The sequence below is a fragment of the Exiguobacterium sp. s141 genome (assembly GCF_018618085.1).
In the GTDB taxonomy this organism is placed as follows: Bacteria; Bacillota; Bacilli; order Exiguobacteriales; family Exiguobacteriaceae; genus Exiguobacterium; species Exiguobacterium mexicanum_A.
In genome coordinates, this window is the sequence record NZ_JACSLJ010000001.1 from 344,980 (window position 1) to 365,862 (window position 20,883).

The following is a 20,883-nucleotide window of genomic DNA, read 5'->3' on the forward strand; positions in this document are numbered from 1 at the left end:
ACTCAATTGTAATGCCTCACTCGACGTCTTGTTCCGGCAACGCCCATACGGAAATCGACCCTGCCGCCACTTTAAATACCCCTTTTCCGTCTTTGTCAATCTCGATGACCTCATCGACGGTCTGCGTCAAATCGACCCATTTCTCACCGGCTCGTTGTTCGCCGACGAACATCTGCTTCTCAGCTGCTTCGCTGTTCGAAATCACAACAGCACATCCTGAGCGCTCGATCTCTTCACTGCCGTGACGGACCCAGCCGATGACGTGCTCGTCATCGAAGTAGTCATCTTGCTGGCCGTATGCCTTTTCACGACGGGCATAAAGAAGCGGATCAATCGCCGGTTTTTTCCCTTCGGCCGGATGCGGACCGTTGATCCCGTAATAGTCACCGTAGAACACACACGGATAACCGTCTTGGCGAAGCAAGATCAACCCATAAGCAATCTGTTTGAACCAATCTTCGACCCATGACTCGAGCGCCTCTTCTGGCTGTGAATCGTGGTTGTCGACGAACGTCACCGAATGGAGCGGGTGGGACTGGACGAGCGTGTCGTCAAAGATGGTCCGCATATCGAACGATTCTCCTTCGGTCGAGGCGCGTTGCAAGTTGTAATGGAGCGGCACGTCGAACAAGTCGACATGATAGTCAATGTTGTCGAGGAACTCACGGCATGCCTCGAGCTCTGACTTCCAAAACTCACCGACCAAATAGAAGTTCTCACCTTTTTCAGCTTTCATCGTCTGACTGAACTCCTTGACGAAATCATAGTTGATGTGTTTAATCGCGTCGAGTCTGAACCCGTCACACTTCGTCTCTTCGATAAACCATTTGCCCCAGCTGAGTACCTCTTCCTTCACTTCTGGGTGATGATAGTCAATATTGGCGAACATCAAATAGTCATAGACGCCGAACTCGTCGTCGACGTTATCGTTCCACTTCTTATTCTCACCCATGATGAAGAAGATGCCGCTCTTGTCGTTCGCAGCGTCATAATCCGTCCCGTTGAAATGATGGAAGTTCCATTTAAATGAAGAGTATTTATCTTTGCGGCCTTCAAAATCGAATTTCGTCCATCCTTCGATCTCGAACGGCTCTTCTGAAAGTACGTTCGTACGGTCCTCCGGGTCGACCTCGAGCACATCGAACTTCTCGGTCGCATCGGCACCAGCTTTATGGTTCAAGACGACATCCATATAAATCTGCATGCCGAGCTCTTGCGCGTGTTTTGTCGCCTCGAGCAGTTCTTGTTTCGTCCCGTATTTAGTCGCGACGGTTCCTTTTTGGTCAAACTCTCCTAAATCATACAAATCGTACACGCCATATCCCGTATCCTCGTCGCTCTGGCCTTTCGTGACCGGCGGCAACCATAATGCGGTGATTCCAGCTTCATTCAACTCGGAAGCCCGTTCTTTCAATCGCTTCCAATGCTTCTGGTCAGCCGGGACGTGCCATTCAAAAAATTGCATCATCGTATGATTTCGTTCCATCTCGCTTCGCCTCATTTCATATTTTTCAAAAAACAAAATGCTAACGGATATTTACCCAGGACTTCGGATTTGAAAACTAAAAATGAAAACAAAAAAACAGCTTTCATCTGAAAGCTGTTCACAAATGGACCCTGTAGGACTTGAACCTACGACCGGACGGTTATGAGCCGTCTGCTCTAACCAGCTGAGCTAAGGGTCCTAATTGGTAGCGGCGGAGGGAGTCGAACCCACGACCTCACGGGTATGAACCGTACGCTCTAGCCAGCTGAGCTACACCGCCACGTTGTTATACAGTAATAATATACTGAATGAAGTCCCCACTGTCAATCAAAAGTCACATCTAACCAAAAAGTCCCTCCCGTTCAGATGAGCGAGAGGAACCAATCATGTGTTAGACCGTTACTTCATTGGCAGCATCTTCAAGCGTGATTTCTGTGATGTTCATCGCGTGGTCACCGATGCGCTCCAAGTTCGAGAGCATATCCACGAAGAACATCCCGGCTTGACCGTCGCACTCGCCTGTGTTCAAGCGGACGACGTGATTTTTACGGAATTGACGTTCAAGCATGTCGAGTTTCGCTTCCATCTCGATGACTTGACGGGCTTCGACCATGTCGCCGCTCGCAAGCGTTTGAAGCGACTTCTCAAGCGTGGCACGAGTCAAATCGTACATCTCCGTCAACTCTTTTTGAGCGTCGGCCGAAAGATTGACGCGCGTTGCCGTCTTATAGTCGATCAACTCGATGATGTTCTCGACGTGATCACCGATTCGTTCAATATCATTGATCGCATGCATGAGTGTCTTGTGTTCTTGTGATTCTTGTTCTGTCAAATCGACAGCGGCAAGCTTCACAAGGTAATCCGTGATTTTTGAGTTGAGTGAGTTGAGCGCGTCTTCGATGTGCGCCGACTTCTCAGCATGTTTCTTATCACCAGTTGCCATATATTTGCGTGCTTCATCGAGACCAAGTTTAGCGAAATCACCCATGCGGATGACTTCATATTTAGCTTGCTCGACAGCAATCGATGGCGACTGTTGGATGAAAATTGGATCCAAATGCTGTGCTTTCGTATCGACGATTGAATCTTCCCCCGGTACGAATTTCGTCACGATCCATGCGATCGTTCCGATGAACCAGAACTGGATGAACGTGTTGACGACGTTGAACGTCCCGTGAGCGAAAGCGATTTGCATCTTGTCTTCGATTGCTAAGAGATCTGTGACCCAGTGGATATATTGCGTAAACGGAATCAACAAGATCATGAAGATTGTTGTTCCAATCAAGTTAAAGATAACGTGGGCTGCTGCTGCACGACGGGCCGCGACCGAAGCACCAATCGAAGCAAGAATCGCCGTGATCGTCGTACCGATGTTATCCCCGAACAAGACCGGGAGTGCCGCGTCGAGTTGAATCGATCCACCAGAGTACAATTCTTGCAAGATTCCGATCGTCGCTGATGACGATTGGACGATGACCGTGAAGACCGTACCGACGACGACACCGAGGAACGGGTTGTCACTCATCGATTGCGTCAAGTCGATGAAGTATTCGCTCGAACGAAGCGGCTTCATCCCGCTGCCCATGAGTTCAAGACCGTAGAACAGCATCCCGAACCCGAAGAAGATTTGACCCAAATGTTGCAATTTCTCTTTTTTAAAGAAGAACAGGAGAATCGCACCGATAGCGATAATCGGTAACGCGTAGGCACCGACGTCGAAACCGATGATGAACGCCGTCACCGTCGTTCCGATGTTCGCCCCCATGATGACCCCGATTGCTTGACGGAGTGTCATAAAGCCGGCACTGACAAGGCCGACCGTGATGACCGTCGTACCTGATGATGATTGAATTAAGACCGTTACAATGATCCCGGCTAGTACTCCGAGGAACGGATTCGATGTATACTTATCAAGGATGTCGCGCAGGCGGTTACCTGCTGACTTTTGGAGGCCGTCTCCCATCGATTTGATACCGAAGAGGAAGATTCCTAATCCTCCAAAAAACATGAATAACATTTCTTGCAAATTGTATTCCACGATTTTTGTACTCCTTTTGATTGTGAATTAGTTGTGTTTGCTTGGTTTTTATTGCCCTACTCATTATGCCCGCATCACCCATTCGATGTAAACAGGTTTAATGTTAAGGTTTTATTAAACCACTGTATGAATTATATATGTTTTACGTGAATTGTACTATAACAGATTGGAGTTTGATTTTATGCTCAAAACGACGTCACAGTTTCTCCGCCACAGCCTCTTCCCGTCCAAGCAGGCGTTACGGTTGCGCCTCGCCCCACTCCACGCCTATATGTTGGCGAGTCTCGTCTTGACGGTTGTGGTCACGATGCTCGATTACATCGTATTACAGCCTGACTTCTTTTGGCCGATGTGGATATTTTTACATGGCTTCGCCATCTTCTTCTTCTATATGGGGTTCGTCGCGCTCAGTGCCCTTCTCGTCCAACTCGCCACGAGATGGCGCACGAAGAAGACGTGGCCGTATCGCCAAGCTTGGCCGTACGCAGTCGCGATGACGATGCTTCCAGTCCTCCTCCTGGTTATCTTGTACCATGTCGCGCCTCCATTGACTTGGCTCGGAGTTCTCTTATCCCTCGTCTATTTGATTGTTCCGTTGCGTCATATCCCCGTCAAATCGAAGTCATCAAACAAGCCGGACAACGCACGTTTGCGTTGAACCGGCTTTCTATCGTTATAACGTCGGTGCCAAATCAGATAATACGGTTTGAAGCCGTTGACTTTGTTTGCCTAAGTCGACCCCTGCGCCTTGTAACGTCTGTTGTACGTCCGACCAACCCTCAACGCCTTCATATAATTCGTCTAATTTGCGTTCGAGCGCCACTCCGACTTCTTTTAATTGTTCATTCGCTTCCGCCATATGTAGTAATTGATGTCCCGTGGCGGTCGTTTGCTCGGTGATGGATTGGAATTGCGTCATTTGTCTTCTCATTTCCTGGTCGATTGTTTCAATCCCGCCTTCAACCCGGCGCAACGTCTCGCCTAAATAAAAGATATCTTCTTCGAAGCGTTTCATCTCATTGAAAATCTCGGCCCGCTCCAAGCGAATGGCTTCGATGGCAGCCACGGCCGACAGCGTCGATTCGTTCGTGAACGACTGATAAGATTGACTCGTCGACGCGACGGTCGCAGCAACTTGCTTGAACCCCGTCACTTGTTGTTGATTCGCTTCAAGTTGTCGCATAAAGACCGGTAGACTCGATTCAAAAGCGGTCGACGTCTCGAGCATCGTCAACAACGAACGTTTCCATAGTCCGATAAACGTGTTGTACTCTCGTTCCAAACTTCGCATTTCAAACGATTTTGCGTGAAGTTCAACCTCTGAGAACGAACGCGTGGCGACTGATTCGCGAAGCCGGACCGCAAATGCCGTCAACGGCTTGATTTCACGCCGAATCATGAACGAGAATAAGCCAATCATCATAACGAGCATGACCGTGATTGCGACGAAAACAAGTTCTCTTAAATTCCACATCGTGCCGAGCACCGACTGTTTCATGACGACAATCGCATAATGGGCTTTCAACTCGGGAATCGGTGCCGTAACGATAAACACGTCTTTTTGTTCGCTAACACTCACATCGTTCGCCATGATGTCATCCATACGGTTCATAAACCGATCCTCCACTTGTCGACCGCTCAATTGCTCGACTTGTGTGTCGCGCAATAAATATTGACTCGCTTCTAAACCATCCGCCGACAAAAAGGAAGCTTGTTGCATATACATCGACTTCAACGCCCGGTTCAGCACTTTCTCATTCGCGACGTACGCCCCATACGTCGCCTTGACCGTTTCGCGGACGACGGTCGCTTCACGATGTAGCCGTTTCTCAACCTCGCTCGTCAACAACTGCTCCGCTTTCAAAGCGAACCAGCCGAACACGGTTAAAAACAGGACGAGCATGACCGGCATCAACGTCCATAGCAAGCGATGGCTCATCGTCTTCTCCGCCTGTCGCTTCCTACCCCATATTTGTTTCAATCGTTCCAACATGATACATTCCACCTTTTCAGACGTCATTTCTTTGAATATATCGGTCCTGAGACGGTGGAAAATTATGAAGCATCTGTTAAGATAACGTTAGCGTTTTGTAAGAGCACACCGATCAAGCGCTTGCCGGGTGCTTTTTCACAAACATTTCGTTATGATAATAAGGAAACCACTCATCTTAAATCGATTGGAACCTTTCCAAAAGAAGGAGATTACGTATATGTCAGAAATTTTGCATCGTTCATTAACCCGTCCGATCCGTGTCGGCAACCTCATCATCGGTGGATCCAATGAAGTCGTCATCCAGTCGATGACGACAACAAAAACTCATGACGTCGAAGCAACCGTCGCTGAGATTTTACGTCTCGAAGAAGCGGGTTGCCAAGTCGTACGCGTCGCTTGTCCTGACGAGCGTGCGGCTGACGCCCTCGCTGAAATTAAGAGCCGCATCAACATCCCGCTCGTCGTCGATATTCACTTTGACTACAAATTGGCGCTCAAAGCCATCGAGAGCGGTGTCGATAAAATCCGCATCAACCCGGGTAACATCGGCCGCCGCGAGAAAGTCGAAGCGGTCGTCAACGCTGCTAAAGCAAAAGGTATCCCGATTCGAATCGGTGTCAACGCCGGCTCACTCGAAAAGCAGTTCCTTGAAAAGTACGGTTATCCGACGGCTCAAGGAATGGTCGAGAGTGCCATGCACCACGTCAAGATTTTGGAAGATCTCGGTTTCTATAACACGATCATCTCGCTCAAGGCATCTGACGTAAACCTCGCCCTCGAAGCATATACGCTCGCAGCCAAGACGTTCGATTACCCGCTCCACGTCGGAATCACGGAATCAGGCCCGCTCTTCTCAGGATCACTCAAGTCTGCTGCCGGCCTCGGGGCAATTCTTTCGCTCGGTATCGGTTCGACGGTCCGTGTCTCACTATCTGACGACCCGGTCGAAGAAATCAAAGTCGCCAAAGAAGTGCTCAAATCGTTCGGTCTCGCGGCTAACGCAGCGACACTCATCTCATGCCCAACATGTGGACGCATTGAGATCGACTTGATTTCGATCGCCAAAGAAGTCGAGGAGTATATCCAAAACATCAACGTCAACATTAAAGTTGCCGTTCTCGGCTGTGCAGTAAACGGACCAGGGGAAGCCCGTGAAGCTGATATCGGGATCGCCGGCGCCCGCAACGAAGGCCTTCTCTTCCGTCACGGGAAAATCATCCGGAAAGTACCCGAAGCCACGATGGTCGAAGAATTGAAAAAAGAAATCGACGCCATCGTCGCTGAAAAATTGGCCGCACGTGAACTCGAAGAGCAAGAGCTCGCCAACCAATCTAACTAATCCTTTGCCCGCTCGGTTGCAACCGAGCGGGCTTTTGGTACAATAAGGGTTATGAGCAAGGAGGGACGAATATGCACATTGGAATTGACCTCGACGGAACCGTCACGGATCCGCAAAGTTGTTTTCATTATATGAACGATGCGCTCGGATACGCCATCGATTATCATCAGGCGACCGAATACGAGCTGCATACTTATACAGATATGACACAAGAAGCGTTTTGGCGCTTCATGATTGAACAAGGTCATGAGGAAGCGATTTATCGTCGCTCACTTCCGCATTCCGAAGTGAACGCCGTCTTATGGAATATGCGCAAGTCGCACCGCCTCCATTACGTCACGGCTCGGAGCGAGGCCGTGCGCGCTGTCACCGAGGAGTGGATTCGACAGCATGAACTCCCACTCGACTCCCTCATCATGACGGGGAGTCATGACAAGGTCGGTGTCGTCAAACAGCTCGACCTCGACTTGTTTATGGAAGACCGCTATGAGAACGCGATCTCCATCCATGAACAGACGTCGATTCCGGTGCTGTTGTTCGACGCCCCGTATAATCGTAAGCCGTTGCCGACCGGCGTGAAACGGATCTCCACGTGGAGCGAGGCCCAACACATCGTGCGTCACATCGAGACGACGAATTCAATCACCATCTAAACTAAAAAAGAGGAATCCCGAGTGGGTTCCTCTTTTTTAGATGCGTCCGATCGCTTCGATGACATCGGTCGCGAGCACGCTCGCCGGATGAACCTGTTCGCTCGCCTTTCTCGCCGCGAGCGCATGCCAGAGAACCGCTTGCTCATTCGGGGACTTGTCGGTTTGTAAGCGGTCCGTTCTCGCCCATAACGCGAGCAACATCCCCGTCAACACGTCCCCACTACCACCTTTCGCGAGCGCTGAAGCCTCGACCGTATTGACCGCCCCGGTACCATCCGGATTGACGATGAGGGTAAACGTCCCTTTCAAGATGAGATGGACCCCGTGCGTCATCGCAAATTCTGAGGCAACTTGAAATCGATTCGCTTCGATCTCGTCGACTGATTTATCGATCAAGCGCGCCAGTTCACCCGGATGCGGAGTCAGCGTGAGCGGGCCAGATGCCTCGAGACGCTCTTTCGTCAGCGCTCCGGCATCGACGATGAGCGGCGCGCTCACATTGCTGATGAGTGGCCACAATCGCTCGAGACGCTCGTCATCGATGAGGCCAGGACCGATCGCCGTGGCAGCGTAGTCCTTGTCCGGCAACTCGTCGATGTCGTAATACATTGCCTCCGGCAAACTCGAGGCGAGCGCGAGCGCCTCATGCGGGATGGCCAAATCGAGCAGACCGACTCCCGTCCGGAGCGCCGACCGTGCCGCCAAGAACGGGGCGCCGATCAAATGACGACTTCCGCCAATCAAGCGACCGTGGCCATACGTATTTTTATGACTATAGGAATCCCGTTCGAGTAGGTTGCGGTCAAAGTCTAATCCGGTCAGCACACGCCATCTTGACGTATGCGGCAGTCCGATTTCAACGACCTCGACCTTGCCGTAATACAGCGCGGTCCGTTTTAAAAACGCGCTTCGCTTATAGCCGTGGAGCGAAAACGTCATCTCCGCCTCAACGGCGTGACCGTCAAAGTTGATTGCGTCGTCACTCGGGACTCCGGACGGGACATCGATTGCCACGACGGGTGCTTGTTGCTTGCGTATCCATGTGATCACGTCACGGGCCTTACCCGTGACCGGACCATGGAAACCGACTCCGAACAATGCATCGATGACGTGATCGGCGTCTTGTGGCTCATCGCTGACCGTGACAAACTGTCGCGCATACTGTGCATGCCTGCTGCCTTCTGTCGATTTCGGTTCACCGAACGGGGCATAGACAGTGACGGCATGACCTCGTTGCGCCAATTCGCGCGCCACGACCCAACCGTCTCCCCCATTGTTGCCCGCTCCACAGACGACGAGGACGGACGTTCTCGACTTGAAGGTAAGACGTGCCGCCAAGGCCGAGGCCGCCCGTTCCATCAAGACGTCAGCCGGCATGCCATGTCGGAGCGCCGTCTCATCGGCCTGCTTGATTTCAGCTGCCGTGTAAATCATTCCGACTCCCCCTCTCGTGATTCGACAAAAAAGGGATTGCATGAACAATCCCTTTATGGTCACTTACATTGTTTACAATACCCATAAATCTCGAATTTATGATCGACGACTTCAAAATCAGGGTCGAGCGTCTCGACGTAGCGCATCGGACAGAGTTCGAGCAACTTCGTCTTACCACAACCTCGACAAATGAGATGGTGATGGTGATGATTCGATCCGCAGGTGACACGGAACGCTTTTTCCCCGTTCAACTCGGTCGCCTCGAGCAGACCTTCTTCGGCGAACGATTTCAAGTTGCGGTACACCGTGTCAAAACTCATCGTCGGATGCTTTGAGCGCATATAATCGAGGACGTCTTTCGCACTGACATAGCGTTCTTCCGCTGCGAGAAAGGCAAACATCTCGATCCGTTTCGGCGTCACTTTGAGCGACGAGGACTGCAAGCGGGCCAACTGTTCAGTTTCCTTCATAGCGAACCTCCTTTTTCCGGGCGATCCCGAATCGCTCGGCCAACATGACGACGGCCAAAATCAAGACGGCGAGCAAAACGATGACACCGCCTGGGGCGACATCAAGTTCATAGGCGAGCACGAGCCCACCGATTGTCGCAACCTCACCGAAGACGATCGACCAAAGAATCGTCTGTTTAAAGCTGTTTGTGAACCGGAGTGCAGCCGCGACCGGCAGCGTAATGAGACTCGATACGAGAAGCGTACCGACGATGCGCATGCTGACTGCGATGACGAGTGCGACGACGAACATGAACAACACATGCAATATCGTGCTCGGCAAACCGGACACTTTGGCTTGTTCCTCATCGAACGACAAGAACAACAGCTGTTTATAAAACATGACGATGACGAGCAAGGTGATACCGGCCACCGCCAAAATCAACCAAATATCCGACAGACTGACCGCAGAAATCGATCCGAACAACAGCGTCGATAAATCAATTGAAAATCCACGCGATAGCGAGATGAAGATGGCACTAAGCCCCATCCCTGCCGACATCATGATGGGAATCGACAACTCTTGGAAGTGCACATATTTCCCGCGAAGCCAGTTCAGCCCGAGTGCTGCGAGGACGGATACGAGCGTCCCGAGGTAAAGGGGATTCAACTCGTTGAACAGTAAAACGTACTGTCCGAGAAATAGACTGAACGATATTCCGGCAAGCGTCATGTGGGATAGCGCGTCGGCAATCAGGCTCATCCGTCTGACGACGACAAATGAGCCGATGAGCGGTGCGGTGAACCCGATGACGACGGCTGCGATGAACGCATAACGTAAAAAGCTGTACGTAAACAGATCCGCAATCATGACGTACCTTCATGGACGAGCACTTTGACCGGATATGGCTTGATCGCGGTCAATTCGCCGAGTTCACTATATTCTTTCAATCCACAGTTGCACGCCATCCGTCCATGGTCGAGATGGACGACTTTCGTGACGAGGTCGGTGACGATGTTCAAGTCATGGGTGACCAGAATGAACGTACATGTCGTATGTTCACGCAACAGATGAAGCACTTCGTAGAAGTCGCGCAAATGCTTCTGGTCGACGCCGACCGTCGGCTCATCCAAGATCAGCAGGTCCGGCTGATTGACGATGGCCCGGGCGATAAAGACGCGCTGTTGTTGCCCACCAGACAAGCTACCGATCTTCCGATGCCGGAACTGCCACATGTTGACTGTCTCAAGGGCGTTTTGAATGGCCGCCTTATCCTCGATGTTCAAACGCTTGAACAAACCGAGCCGTCCATAGCGGCCCATGGCAACGACTTCCTCGACCGTCACCGGAAAACCCGAGTTAAACGATGCCGCTTTTTGGGAAACGTAACTGATACGGGACTTGTCTTTGAACTGGCCTTGAGGGCGTCCAAATAGTTCCACTGTCCCGGTTTGTGGGGATAACAGTCCGAGAATCGTTCGAATCAATGTCGATTTCCCGGATCCGTTCTCCCCGACGACAGCAACGAAGTCGCCTTGTTTAATATCGATGGACACGTCCTGTAGCGCGGCGGTCCCATCGTAGTGATAGGAAACATGATTTAATTTTACGACGGATGTCGTCATAAGCTACCCTTCTCTCGTGTTATAAATCGTAATCATTTCTACTTGCTTGGCGTCTGTATTATACAGAATATCAGGCGAGGCTTCAAGTATGAGGCGATGAGAGAGGATGGTCGGTCCGTCCGTATGAAATGCATATGTCTTTTCAGGATCTTCGTTGTACACTAGAGATAACGCAGAGGGGGTTTTTCCGTGGAGAAAAAGCTAGCAGTCATCGATATCGGATCGAACTCGATTCGAAACGTCATCTTTGAAGTGAACGGGCACGGCCAATATTTCGAACGACTGAACGTAAAAGAAGTGGCCCGGTTATCGAGTCATATTACCGACGACAATGAACTGTCCGATTCCGGCATCGAGGCGCTCATCGAGACGCTCAACCATTTCCGCTGGTTGAACGATCATCATGGAGTTAAAGAAGTACTGCCGGTCGCGACAGCCGCCATCCGTAACGCCAGCAATTCTGAAGCCATCTTAGAGGAAGTGCGACAGGCGACAGGGATGGAGATTCGACTGTTGAGCGATTATGAAGAAGCCTTTTACGGCTATTCAGCCATCGTCAATTCGACGTATATCGAGGATGGCTATTCGGTCGACATCGGCGGCGGTTCGATGGAAGTGACGTACTTCAAAGACCGTGAACTCGTCTTCTATCACAGTTTTCCATTCGGCGCCGTCACGTTGACCGAAGACTTCATGAAAGGTGACACGCTCTCAAAAGACGAGCGCAAGCAACTGACGTCGTTTTTGAAGAAGTCGTTCAAAGACATCGACTGGCTCGTGCCGCATGGCATTCCGCTCGTCGGAGTCGGAGGGACCGCTCGAAACCTCGTCCGGGTCGAACAGTCGCTATCGTTGTTCCCGCTCGAAGGCATCCATCAATACACGATCGGAGCCGACCGCTTGCATGAAGTCGTCGATGAGCTCATCGATATGTCGAGTAAACAGTTGGGCCGGCTTGACGGGTTGTCGAAAGACCGAATCGATATCATCGCCCCGGCTGTGACCGCCATCGATGAACTGGCGAAATATTTGAAAGTGCCTGAGTTCATGATGAGCAATAACGGACTACGCGAGGGCTTGTTCTATGAGTACTACTTAAAGGAAAACAATCGGGTCCGTTTCGATGACGTCAAAGAAGAAAGTTTCCGCCATTTCGAGAAACAGTACGCCGTCGACCCGGTCCGGCATCAACACTTGATTCATCTGGCCCGTCAAATTTATACCGGCCTGATTGAAACAAAGACGATCAAACCGAAACCGTTCGAACCCGGCCTGTTAGAAGGGGCCTGTCGCCTCGCCTACGTCGGGGAATATATCGACCATAACAACAAGAGTGACCACACGTTCCACTTGATCACGACGAACGACTTTAAAGGGATGAACAATGAGGACCGGCTCGCACTCGCCTTGGTGACGTCATATAAATCGCGCCGCCTGCTCGAACAACACATCGAGGGCTTCCCGGAATGGTTCGACTCGAAGATGTTGAAGAGCTTAGAGCTGCTCGGCTCGATCGTCAAACTCGTCGATGCGCTCGACTTGACCGAACGTCAAGTCGTCGAGGACATCGACGTCTCTTCGACGGACGAGGGACTCGTCTTCACGCTTCATACGCACAGCTCGCCGCGTTTTGAAGTCCAGCGCGGCATCCGTCATAAAAAACATTTGGAACGTGCCATCGACCAAACCATCGAGTTACGTGTGGAGGAGAGAGATTCATGACCATCTACTTACCCGAACATTTCAATAACCGCGAGCTCAGTTGGCTGAGCTTCAACGAACGCGTCCTCCAAGAAGCGATGGACGAACGCAACCCGCTCATGGAACGGTTGAAGTTTCTCGGCATCTTCAGTTCGAACCTCGACGAGTTTTACATGGTCCGTTTCGGCGGATTGAAAGATGAAGTGCTCGCCGGCTTCAACCGTCCGGAAGACAAGGCCGGGTTGACACCGAAACAGCAAATCAAAGCCATCTCCATCAAAGCTCAGGAACTCGTGGAGGTCCAGTACGCGACATATAAGAAAATCGTCAAACAGCTCGCCTCGGAGAACGTCCGCTTCCTACGGCCGAAACATTTGAACAAAGAACAGCTCGACTTCGTCAAGTTATACTTCCGGACCCACGTCTTCCCGGTGTTGACGCCGATTGCCGTCGACGCTTATCGACCGTTCCCGATGCTGTTGTCCAAATCACTCAATATCGCCGTCGAGATTGCCTCGACCGATGAAGGCAAAAAACGGCTCGCCCTCGTCCAGGTACCTGCCGTGTTGCCGCGTTATCTCGAATTGCCGACAGAGGACGAGGACCATACCGATTTGATGTTGCTCGAGGACGTCATCATCCAGTTCATCGACTCGCTGTTCAAAGGTTTTGAAGTCGAGTCGACTATGCCGTTCCGGATCACACGGAACGCGGATATGCCGTTCCATGAGGAAGGAAGCCGCGACGTCCTTAAACAAATTGAAAAAGAGTTGAAGAAACGGCGTTATGGTGTCGCGATACGCCTTGAGGTTCAGCAACGATCGCTCAGTAAAGAGCTATTGTTCATGCTTCAAGACGTGCTCGACTTGCATGACCGCGACATCTTCCTCGTCGACGGCCCAATCGATTTGACGTTCCTGTTTGGGGTGTATAACAAGATTGGTATCGAATACGATGACATGATCAATGAGACGCTCATCCCGTTCGTCCCAGAAGGACTCGAGCCGGGGAAAGACTTGTTCCAAGCGTTACTCAAACGCGACTATTTGCTCCACCACCCGTACCATTCGTTCGACCCGATCGTCCGCTTCATCGCCCAAGCCGCCAAAGACCCGAACGTGCTCGCCATCAAGCAGACGCTCTATCGTGTCTCTGGTGACTCACCGATTATCAAGGCGTTGACCGACGCCGCCGAGAGCGGGAAACAAGTGACCGTTCTTGTCGAATTGAAGGCCCGGTTCGATGAGGAGAAGAACATCCAATGGGCGAAACAGCTCGAGAAGGCCGGCGCCCACGTCATTTATGGCTATAAAGAGTTGAAGACACACTCGAAGATCACGCTCGTCGTCCGCATCTTAGAAGGCGGGGTGCTGCAGCGGTTCGTTCATCTCGGTACCGGCAACTATAACGACTCGACCGCCAAACTGTACACAGACATCGGTTTGTTGACGACAAATGAAGAACTCGCCGAAGATGCGACCAACTTCTTCAACTGGCTCTCCGGTTACGGCGAACGCCCGTCATGGCACAAGTTCGAGACGTCACCGGACGACATGCACGACTTCTTCCTTCAAAAGATTGACGAAGAGATTAAACTGCATGAGAAATACGGGAACGGTCGCATCGTCGCCAAGATGAACTCGATCACCGACAAGCCGATCATCACAAAACTGTATGATGCCTCACAGGCCGGGGTCAAAATCGATTTGATCATCCGTGGCATCTGTTGTTTACGTCCCGGGATCAAAGGCATCTCGGATAATATCCGCGTCGTGTCCATCATCGACCGGTATTTGGAGCACTCGCGCATCTTCTACTTCTATCAAAACGGGAAAGAAGACTTGTATTGCTCATCAGCCGACTGGATGACGCGCAACATGCGCAAACGGATCGAGATCCTCTTCCCGATTCTTGACGCGGGACACAAGTCATACATCAAAGATATGCTCGCGCTGCAACTCGTCGATAACGTGAAAGCGAGAATCCAGCGTGCTGACGGCAGTTACGTCTATTTGAAACAAGAGGCCGGACAAGAGCGCATCCAATCACAAATCATCATCCATCAATACACGGGCGGGCGCTGGAACAACATCCCGAGCGTGTTTGAGCGCGAACCGTCGAACTGGGCCGAACGGGAAGTCCTCCGCTTGCGAGCCGAAAATGAGAAAATGACAGATGACTGATGTTAGACTTCTCAAATGAGAATGAACATTGTATAATGAACTCGGTTACCTGTTAGTTAAGCGTTTTCATTTCGATTATGGAGGAATCATTCATGCAAGAAATCCTATTGTCATTGCTCGCTGGTCTCATTTGTGGCATGATTTTCACGGCCTTGAAGTTGCCGCTCCCTGCCCCGCCGGTCTTACCGGGCGTCATCGGCATCTTCGGTGTGTTTCTTGGGATGAAAGTATATCAATTCGCACTCGCGAACTGGCCATTTTAATTCAAAAAACGAAGCCCGCGGGCTTCGTTTTTTTTATAGATCATAATGTCTCGCTTTGTGACACGTCGGGCAGAGCCACGTGCCACTCCCTGCTTCGAGATGATACTCCATCAAACGAATCCCGGTCGGCCCGAAACGGTTCATGTCATCCCCGCACGCTTCACAGATGGCCGTCGGGGCGAGCTGTGACACTGCCTGCTCTTCGGTCAAGTGAGCAGTGAACGTCTCCCGGGTCCACTTGGCAGACGGGACGCGGTACCCTTGCTCCCATTTGGTGCGGATGACAGCGTCCGTGTCTTCCTCGTACATACCTGATTGAAGCAACGGATGATGGAAATCAAGACCGACCACGTCGACGAGGCTATACGCCTTCGTCTCTGGTCCCGCCTCCGTCCGCCAATAGCGGTCGGCCGGGCGCTTGGTCATCTCGACGAGCATGACTTCGACTTCAGCCACGATACCGTATCCGAGAATCTCAATCCAAGCTGTCCCATCTTCGAGCCGGCCTTCCACATAGAACGGGCTCGCTTCCTGAAAGTAGATCGGGAGCGCGGACCAGACATCATACTCGTTCGGATCGATTCGGATGATGTTCATCTTACTGGTGCGCGAGCGTGAACTGTTCGCGCCATTCGGCATCGAATCGGTTCGCCCGGAACATCTCGATCTCTTGTTTGTACGGTGCCACTTTCGTTTTCTCACTGATCGGGATATACGGCGTCTCCAAAATTTTTGGCAAGTGGGTGAACGCCTCGTGGTGGATGATCCGGTTCAACGTGTCGAAGCCGATTTCGCCATAGCCGATATTCTCATGACGGTCTTTTTTCGCGCCGCGCACGTTCTTCGAATCGTTGACGTGGATGACGCCGAGACGGTCCAGTCCGACGATTTGGTCGAACTGTTCAATGACACCGTCCAAATCGCCGACGAGGTCATAACCCGCGTCATGAACGTGACATGTGTCGAAACAGACCGAGAGCCGGTCGTTGTGCGTCACCCCGTCGATGATCGTTGCCAGTTCTTCGAACGTCTTGCCGAGTTCGCTGCCTTTTCCGGCCATCGTCTCAAGTGCGATTTTCACGGTCTCGTCACCGGTGAGCACCTCGTTCAAGCCTTCGATGATGCGTGCCAAGCCGACGTCTTCCCCTGCACCGACATGCGCGCCCGGGTGAAGGACGACGTGACGTGCGACTTGGAGCGCTTCGGCCCGTTTGATTTCGGCGGCCAAAAACGAGACGGCGAGTTCGAACGTCTCCGGTTTCGTCGTGTTGCCCAAGTTGATGATATACGGGGCATGGACGACGATCTCGTTGATGTCGTGCGCCGCCATATGGGCGAGCGCCGCCTCGATATTCAAATCCTCGATTGGCTTGCGCCGTGTGTTTTGGGGCGCACCCGTATATACCATCATCGTGTTAGCGCCGTATGAGACGGCTTCTTCACTGCCAGCGAGCAACATTTTCTTACCGGATACAGAAACGTGGGAACCAATTTTTAACATAGTCATTTCTCCTTCATTCTCATCTGTCCTTAGTGTACACAAAAAGAAGAATCGACTCCACGAAGTCGATTCTTCTTTTGCTTAGCGTCGGTTCTTTTTACGAACTTCGCGACGTTCCTTACGTTGGCTCTGCATATGCTCACGTGAGGCCGTCTCTTTCAATTTATACTTGAACTTCTTCTTGTAACCAGGTTTGACCTTTTTCTTCGCCTTCTTGATTTCGCCCGCCATCCGGCTGTGCGCCGTTTGCGAGACTTTCATCTTCCGGTCGGTCGTGCGGCGTTTGCGTGTCTTGATCTCTTGAAGCGATCCGTTCTTCAAATCGACGTGCTTGAACGTGAATCCACGCTCTTCGAGTCGATTGATTGGACCGTTCTCGTGATCTTCATACAGCGTGTACGCTTCGCCAGTCTCACCAGCGCGGCCCGTCCGGCCGACACGGTGCGTATAGAAGTCGAGGTCTTTCGGAATGCCGAAGTTGATGATGTGCGACACACCTTTAATATCGATGCCGCGCGCCGCCAAGTCGGTAGCAATCACGAACTGATATTTCGCGTCGTTGATGTCTTTGATCGCTTGCTTCCGGCGACGGGCTTGCATGTCCCCATGAAGCGTGCCGACGTTGAGTCCCGCCTCGCGGAACGACGTCTCCAACTCATCCGCATCTTGTTTCGTGTTCGTGAACACGAGACAGACGAACGGGTTGATCGCTTTTGCGATGTCGACCGTCAATGCCTTGCGGTCACGGTGACGGACCGGGATGACGTGATGCTTGATTTTCGGAACGACGCGGTGCTCTTCACTCGCTTCCGCGTAACGCGGGTCATGCAAATATTTCTTCAAGAACGGTTGTAGCTTCTCAGGAATCGTCGCTGAGAAGACCATCGTTTGAAGTTTCTCTGGCAACGACTGCGCGATGCGGTCGACTTCAGGCAAGAAGCCCATGTCGAGCATTTGGTCGGCTTCATCGACGACGAAATGCGTGACTTTGTGCGGGAATAACGCTTGGACTTTCATCAAGTCGAGTAGACGACCTGGTGTCCCGATGATCAGTTGTGGTGGGTTTTTCATCTTGTCGATTTGTCGTTCCCGGTCAGTTCCTCCGACAATCAGACTTGTTTTAATGTAGTCCGGCTGTTTGACGAGGAGCGTTTTCAACTCTTCGTGAATCTGCCATGCGAGTTCGCGCGTCGGTGCGACGACGATGGCTTGGACCGATTCTTCTTTCGGATCGATTGCTTCTAAAATAGGTAAGAGGAACGCAAGCGTCTTCCCCGTCCCGGTTTGTGATTTCCCAATGATATCGCGGCCATTCATCGCAGCCGGAATAATCCGGGCTTGAATGTCCGTCGGTACTGTGATGCGCTTTTCTGTCAAGGCATCGACGATAAACGGTAACAATTTGAACTGTTGGAAGCTGTTCAATCGATACACCTCCTGTTTCTTTCCACTTTTCCTAGCATAGCGGAATCTAATCATTTGTCAATTAATCTTTTGCGAGCCCTTCGTACAAATAGCTCGACGAATAGTAGTGTGACGCAATTTTCTTGCCGTTCAAATGATGTTCGAGCGCCTTGAATCCGACCTCGATCATTTCGTTCGGTGATTGGACGACGGTCGCATCGACTTTCCCGCTATGAATCAGCGGATAAATGCCGGTCACACCGTCGACCGATACGAGCGTTTTGTCACTGAGGCCATGGCTTTCGAGGGCCCGGACGACACCGAACGTATTGTCATCATTGTGAGAAAAGACGGCATCGAACGGAATACCGGCATCGAGCCACCGAGACATCTCGATCTCGGCTTGGAACGTGTCGTAATTACCCGTGATCGAGGCGACGACTTGCAGGTTGTCGTTGGCCTTGTCATATTCCGTCAACCCGAGGCTCCGATCGATCGTCGAACGGACTTTGGCGGTCCCTCTCACTTCGACGACACGAATCGGACGGTCGAGCCCAGCGTGTTGGGCGGCGATATGGTTCGCTGCCATCCGGCCGATCTCGACGTTATCGGACATGACCGACGTCAAGACGCTGTCATGGTCGATCATCCGATCGATGGCGATAATCGGAATACCCTCCCGTTCGGCCCGTTCGAGCGATGGCCGGATGAATGCTTCATCGAGCGTCGTCACGAAAATCGCTTCGACCCCGCGGTCGATCAGCGCGTCCAATTTTTCTTTCTCCAGGACACGGGAATCCTCACTCGTCGTCGGGACAGGGATAAAACCTTTTTGATTCGCCGTCCGGACGAACGCGGCCAACAGTTTATTGGCATGCTCATGCTTTTCACTGACGAATACGAAACCGACTTCATTATTTTCTCGCGCCCGTTCCGGTAATTGGATTGACGTAATCAATAGAATCGATAGCGCCCAGACGATCGGCAGCCAAAGCCAGTAATGTTTGAACCCTTTCGTCATGGGTGCGACCGCCTTGGGATTTTAATCATCATGGCCGTACCTTCTCCTTCAACACTTTCAATTTCCATGTGACCGTTCACGGCTTTCAAGTATTCCCGAATCATGTAGAGCCCTAAGCCGTTGCCGTTCTCTTTCGTTGTATAAAACGCGGACCCGACCGACTTGACTTGAGATTCGGTCATCCCGATCCCATTGTCTTCGATCAAGAAGCGGTAGTCCCGTTCCGTGAATTGAATCGTGACCGTCACGACGCCGTCGGCACCTTTCGTATCGACGGCCTCGACCGCGTTTTTGAACAAGTTATAGATGATTTGGACGAGCATGTCGTTCGAGCAGTAAAACGGCGGCATATCGTTCGGGACGTTCAACTCCCAGTTCGTGACCCGCTTATAGCATTCGGCGTCGAGCAAGAATTCGAGGCGTTTCGCAAACTCGGTCATGTCGAGCCACTCTTCTTGTAGCTTCGCCTGGTCGGGCTTCGCGAGCGTGAGCATCGTCGTGATCAAATGGTTGGCCCGATCAAGTTCTGAAAGCGCGAGATCGAGCATGTCGCTGCTACTGTGCCCTTCTTTCACCATCTGCAACGTGATTTGGACCGGCGTGAGCGGATTGCGAATCTCGTGGGCAATCCCTGCCGCGAGCTGTCCGAGCGAGGCGAGCTTCTCTTGCTGCAACAATAGTTGCTGTTGACTGAGCTGTTCGCGTCGGGCCGTCTCCATGCGGCGGGAATAATCGTTGTACGTATCGAGCAGCGTCTCGACTTCTTTGGAGCCGGTCCGTTCGAGTTGGATCGGTTCGAGCGACTGTTGTTTCTTGATGTTTTGCACAAGTTCGAGCAGCGGACTTGTCAACGTCTTCGACAACAGTAGACCGACCATGATACTCAAGAAGAATGTCACGAGCGTAATCATCAAGTATTGCCATCGCGTCGCGTACACCGCTTCGTAGACCGAATCGGTACTATGCTTTGCGAGGACGCTCCATCCGTTGACACGCGCATCGGGCTCAAACATGAGGACATCGTCTTTCGTGCTGAACACCGAACGGACGTCGTAGGCGTCCGTCGCTTCGATGATGGACCGGGACAAACGCCGTTCTGCGTCCGTGACGAGATTGAACGAGGTCGACAATACTTCTCCCCGTTCATTCAACAAGTAGAGAATCATGTCATCATTCGCCGATTCAAGCATCCGACGATATAAATCGGAATTGAGCACGCTGATACTACCGCCGAACATCCCGATCATCCGGTTGTCTTCAAGCACCGGCACGTATAAATACGTCCCGACGTCACCCGAAATCGAAATCGGGTCACTCATAAACAAGTCGTTCCTGCCGCCGGTGAGCACCTCTTTAAATTTCGGATCACTCTTGAGCGTCAGCGCCGGTACTTGGCGTTGCGAGTACCACGTGAACGCATCGCCTTCTAAATCGTAATAAAAAATCGAGGTGAAGCTCGTCCGCTGATTCAAATAACCGGTGCGGATCCGCTCTTCGATATACGTCTCATTCCCGACGTAAGCACCGAGATAGACCAAGTCTTCGTATAGTTTACCGAGTCGCGTCTCCAGGTTTTCGATACTCCCGTCAATCGCGTAGTCGAATTGTTCTTTCGCCAGTTCTTCCGCGCGGGACACCGTCACGCGGTCGGCAGAGAAGGCTAATGAAGAGATGACAAGTCCTAGTATAATGAAGATAATAAATGTAATCTGAAAGAAGTACGATTTTCGAACTTCAAGCAATGTTCTTAGGCGTTCCACGGTGTCCCTCCTTTCTAACCTTAAGATTATAG

General features: G+C 51.6%; 18 protein-coding genes and 2 tRNA genes. 6 read left to right on the forward strand and 14 right to left on the reverse strand.

Annotation, left to right across the window (positions count from 1 at the left end; all coding sequences use genetic code 11):
- Positions 1 to 16: 16 nt before the first annotated feature.
- The 4 genes from KNP74_RS01840 to KNP74_RS01855 form a co-directional block, all read right to left on the reverse strand.
- On the reverse strand, positions 17 to 1,486 hold the full coding sequence (locus KNP74_RS01840; protein ID WP_214763226.1) for an alpha-amylase: 1,470 nt from the start codon (positions 1,484 to 1,486) through the stop codon (positions 17 to 19).
- Between the two features lie 125 nt (positions 1,487 to 1,611).
- Positions 1,612 to 1,685: transfer RNA gene (locus KNP74_RS01845), tRNA-Ile, on the reverse strand.
- A 4-nt stretch (positions 1,686 to 1,689) separates the two neighbouring features.
- Positions 1,690 to 1,766 (reverse strand) — tRNA-Met (locus tag KNP74_RS01850).
- A 111-nt stretch (positions 1,767 to 1,877) separates the two neighbouring features.
- The gene (locus tag KNP74_RS01855; RefSeq protein ID WP_214763227.1) at positions 1,878 to 3,524 is read right to left on the reverse strand and encodes a Na/Pi cotransporter family protein; all 1,647 of its coding nucleotides are present in this window, start codon (positions 3,522 to 3,524) and stop codon (positions 1,878 to 1,880) included.
- Positions 3,525 to 3,705: 181 nt separating this feature from the next.
- On the opposite strand from KNP74_RS01855, the gene KNP74_RS01860 reads away from it, so the two are divergent.
- Positions 3,706 to 4,182: a hypothetical protein gene (locus KNP74_RS01860; RefSeq protein WP_240731318.1), complete on the forward strand. Its 477-nt coding sequence runs from the start codon at positions 3,706 to 3,708 to the stop codon at positions 4,180 to 4,182.
- Between the two features lie 15 nt (positions 4,183 to 4,197).
- Here KNP74_RS01860 and KNP74_RS01865 read toward each other — a convergent pair whose 3' ends face one another.
- The gene (locus tag KNP74_RS01865) at positions 4,198 to 5,517 is read right to left on the reverse strand and encodes a methyl-accepting chemotaxis protein (protein ID WP_214763228.1); all 1,320 of its coding nucleotides are present in this window, start codon (positions 5,515 to 5,517) and stop codon (positions 4,198 to 4,200) included.
- 217 nt (positions 5,518 to 5,734) lie between these two features.
- On the opposite strand from KNP74_RS01865, the gene ispG reads away from it, so the two are divergent.
- Together ispG and KNP74_RS01875 are read left to right on the forward strand one after the other, a co-directional pair.
- Positions 5,735 to 6,856: a flavodoxin-dependent (E)-4-hydroxy-3-methylbut-2-enyl-diphosphate synthase gene (ispG, locus tag KNP74_RS01870; RefSeq protein WP_021065716.1), complete on the forward strand. Its 1,122-nt coding sequence runs from the start codon at positions 5,735 to 5,737 to the stop codon at positions 6,854 to 6,856.
- Positions 6,857 to 6,927: 71 nt separating this feature from the next.
- Positions 6,928 to 7,509: a hypothetical protein gene (locus KNP74_RS01875; RefSeq protein ID WP_233004382.1), complete on the forward strand. Its 582-nt coding sequence runs from the start codon at positions 6,928 to 6,930 to the stop codon at positions 7,507 to 7,509.
- A 36-nt stretch (positions 7,510 to 7,545) separates the two neighbouring features.
- Here the strand turns inward: KNP74_RS01875 and KNP74_RS01880 are convergent, their stop codons facing one another.
- Genes KNP74_RS01880 through KNP74_RS01895 form a run of 4 tightly spaced genes read right to left on the reverse strand, consistent with a single transcriptional unit; the run spans position 7,546 to position 11,018 of the window.
- Positions 7,546 to 8,943: an NAD(P)H-hydrate dehydratase gene (locus tag KNP74_RS01880; RefSeq protein WP_214763229.1), complete on the reverse strand. Its 1,398-nt coding sequence runs from the start codon at positions 8,941 to 8,943 to the stop codon at positions 7,546 to 7,548.
- Positions 8,944 to 9,002: 59 nt separating this feature from the next.
- Positions 9,003 to 9,413 (reverse strand): Fur family transcriptional regulator, encoded by a 411-nt coding sequence (locus tag KNP74_RS01885; protein ID WP_034778069.1) that lies wholly within the window; start codon positions 9,411 to 9,413, stop codon positions 9,003 to 9,005.
- The gene (locus KNP74_RS01890) at positions 9,400 to 10,263 is read right to left on the reverse strand and encodes a metal ABC transporter permease (RefSeq protein ID WP_138859237.1); all 864 of its coding nucleotides are present in this window, start codon (positions 10,261 to 10,263) and stop codon (positions 9,400 to 9,402) included. The genes KNP74_RS01885 and KNP74_RS01890 overlap by 14 nt, the downstream gene beginning before the upstream one ends.
- Entirely contained in the window at positions 10,260 to 11,018 is a 759-nt protein-coding gene (locus KNP74_RS01895; RefSeq protein WP_138859236.1) for a metal ABC transporter ATP-binding protein, read from the reverse strand. Before KNP74_RS01895 ends, KNP74_RS01890 begins: the two co-directional genes overlap by 4 nt.
- A 189-nt stretch (positions 11,019 to 11,207) precedes the next feature.
- Between KNP74_RS01895 and KNP74_RS01900 the strand changes: the two genes are divergently transcribed.
- The 3 genes from KNP74_RS01900 to KNP74_RS01910 all read left to right on the forward strand — a co-directional run bounded on the left by KNP74_RS01900 (position 11,208) and on the right by KNP74_RS01910 (position 15,165).
- Positions 11,208 to 12,740 carry a Ppx/GppA phosphatase family protein gene (locus KNP74_RS01900; protein WP_214763230.1) on the forward strand — a complete coding sequence of 511 codons (1,533 nt, stop codon included), beginning with the start codon at positions 11,208 to 11,210 and terminating at the stop codon, positions 12,738 to 12,740.
- Positions 12,737 to 14,902 carry an RNA degradosome polyphosphate kinase gene (locus tag KNP74_RS01905; protein ID WP_034778078.1) on the forward strand — a complete coding sequence of 722 codons (2,166 nt, stop codon included), beginning with the start codon at positions 12,737 to 12,739 and terminating at the stop codon, positions 14,900 to 14,902. Before KNP74_RS01900 ends, KNP74_RS01905 begins: the two co-directional genes overlap by 4 nt.
- A gap of 92 nt (positions 14,903 to 14,994) precedes the next feature.
- Positions 14,995 to 15,165, forward strand: coding sequence for a DUF1427 family protein (locus KNP74_RS01910; protein ID WP_021065708.1), 171 nt, complete (start codon positions 14,995 to 14,997; stop codon positions 15,163 to 15,165).
- A gap of 33 nt (positions 15,166 to 15,198) precedes the next feature.
- On the opposite strand, the gene KNP74_RS01915 is transcribed toward KNP74_RS01910, so the two are convergent.
- The 5 genes from KNP74_RS01915 to KNP74_RS01935 form a co-directional block, all read right to left on the reverse strand.
- Positions 15,199 to 15,762, reverse strand: coding sequence for a hypothetical protein (locus tag KNP74_RS01915; protein WP_214763231.1), 564 nt, complete (start codon positions 15,760 to 15,762; stop codon positions 15,199 to 15,201).
- Between the two features lies 1 nt (position 15,763).
- The gene (locus KNP74_RS01920; RefSeq protein WP_138859233.1) at positions 15,764 to 16,666 is read right to left on the reverse strand and encodes a deoxyribonuclease IV; all 903 of its coding nucleotides are present in this window, start codon (positions 16,664 to 16,666) and stop codon (positions 15,764 to 15,766) included.
- A gap of 81 nt (positions 16,667 to 16,747) precedes the next feature.
- Positions 16,748 to 18,100, reverse strand: a complete 1,353-nt coding sequence (locus KNP74_RS01925; RefSeq protein ID WP_353047329.1) for a DEAD/DEAH box helicase — start codon at positions 18,098 to 18,100, stop codon at positions 16,748 to 16,750.
- 52 nt (positions 18,101 to 18,152) lie between these two features.
- Positions 18,153 to 19,091: a sugar ABC transporter substrate-binding protein gene (locus KNP74_RS01930; RefSeq protein WP_034778085.1), complete on the reverse strand. Its 939-nt coding sequence runs from the start codon at positions 19,089 to 19,091 to the stop codon at positions 18,153 to 18,155.
- Positions 19,088 to 20,851: a sensor histidine kinase gene (locus KNP74_RS01935; protein WP_138859231.1), complete on the reverse strand. Its 1,764-nt coding sequence runs from the start codon at positions 20,849 to 20,851 to the stop codon at positions 19,088 to 19,090. The genes KNP74_RS01930 and KNP74_RS01935 overlap by 4 nt, the downstream gene beginning before the upstream one ends.
- Between the last annotated feature and the right edge of the window lie 32 nt (positions 20,852 to 20,883).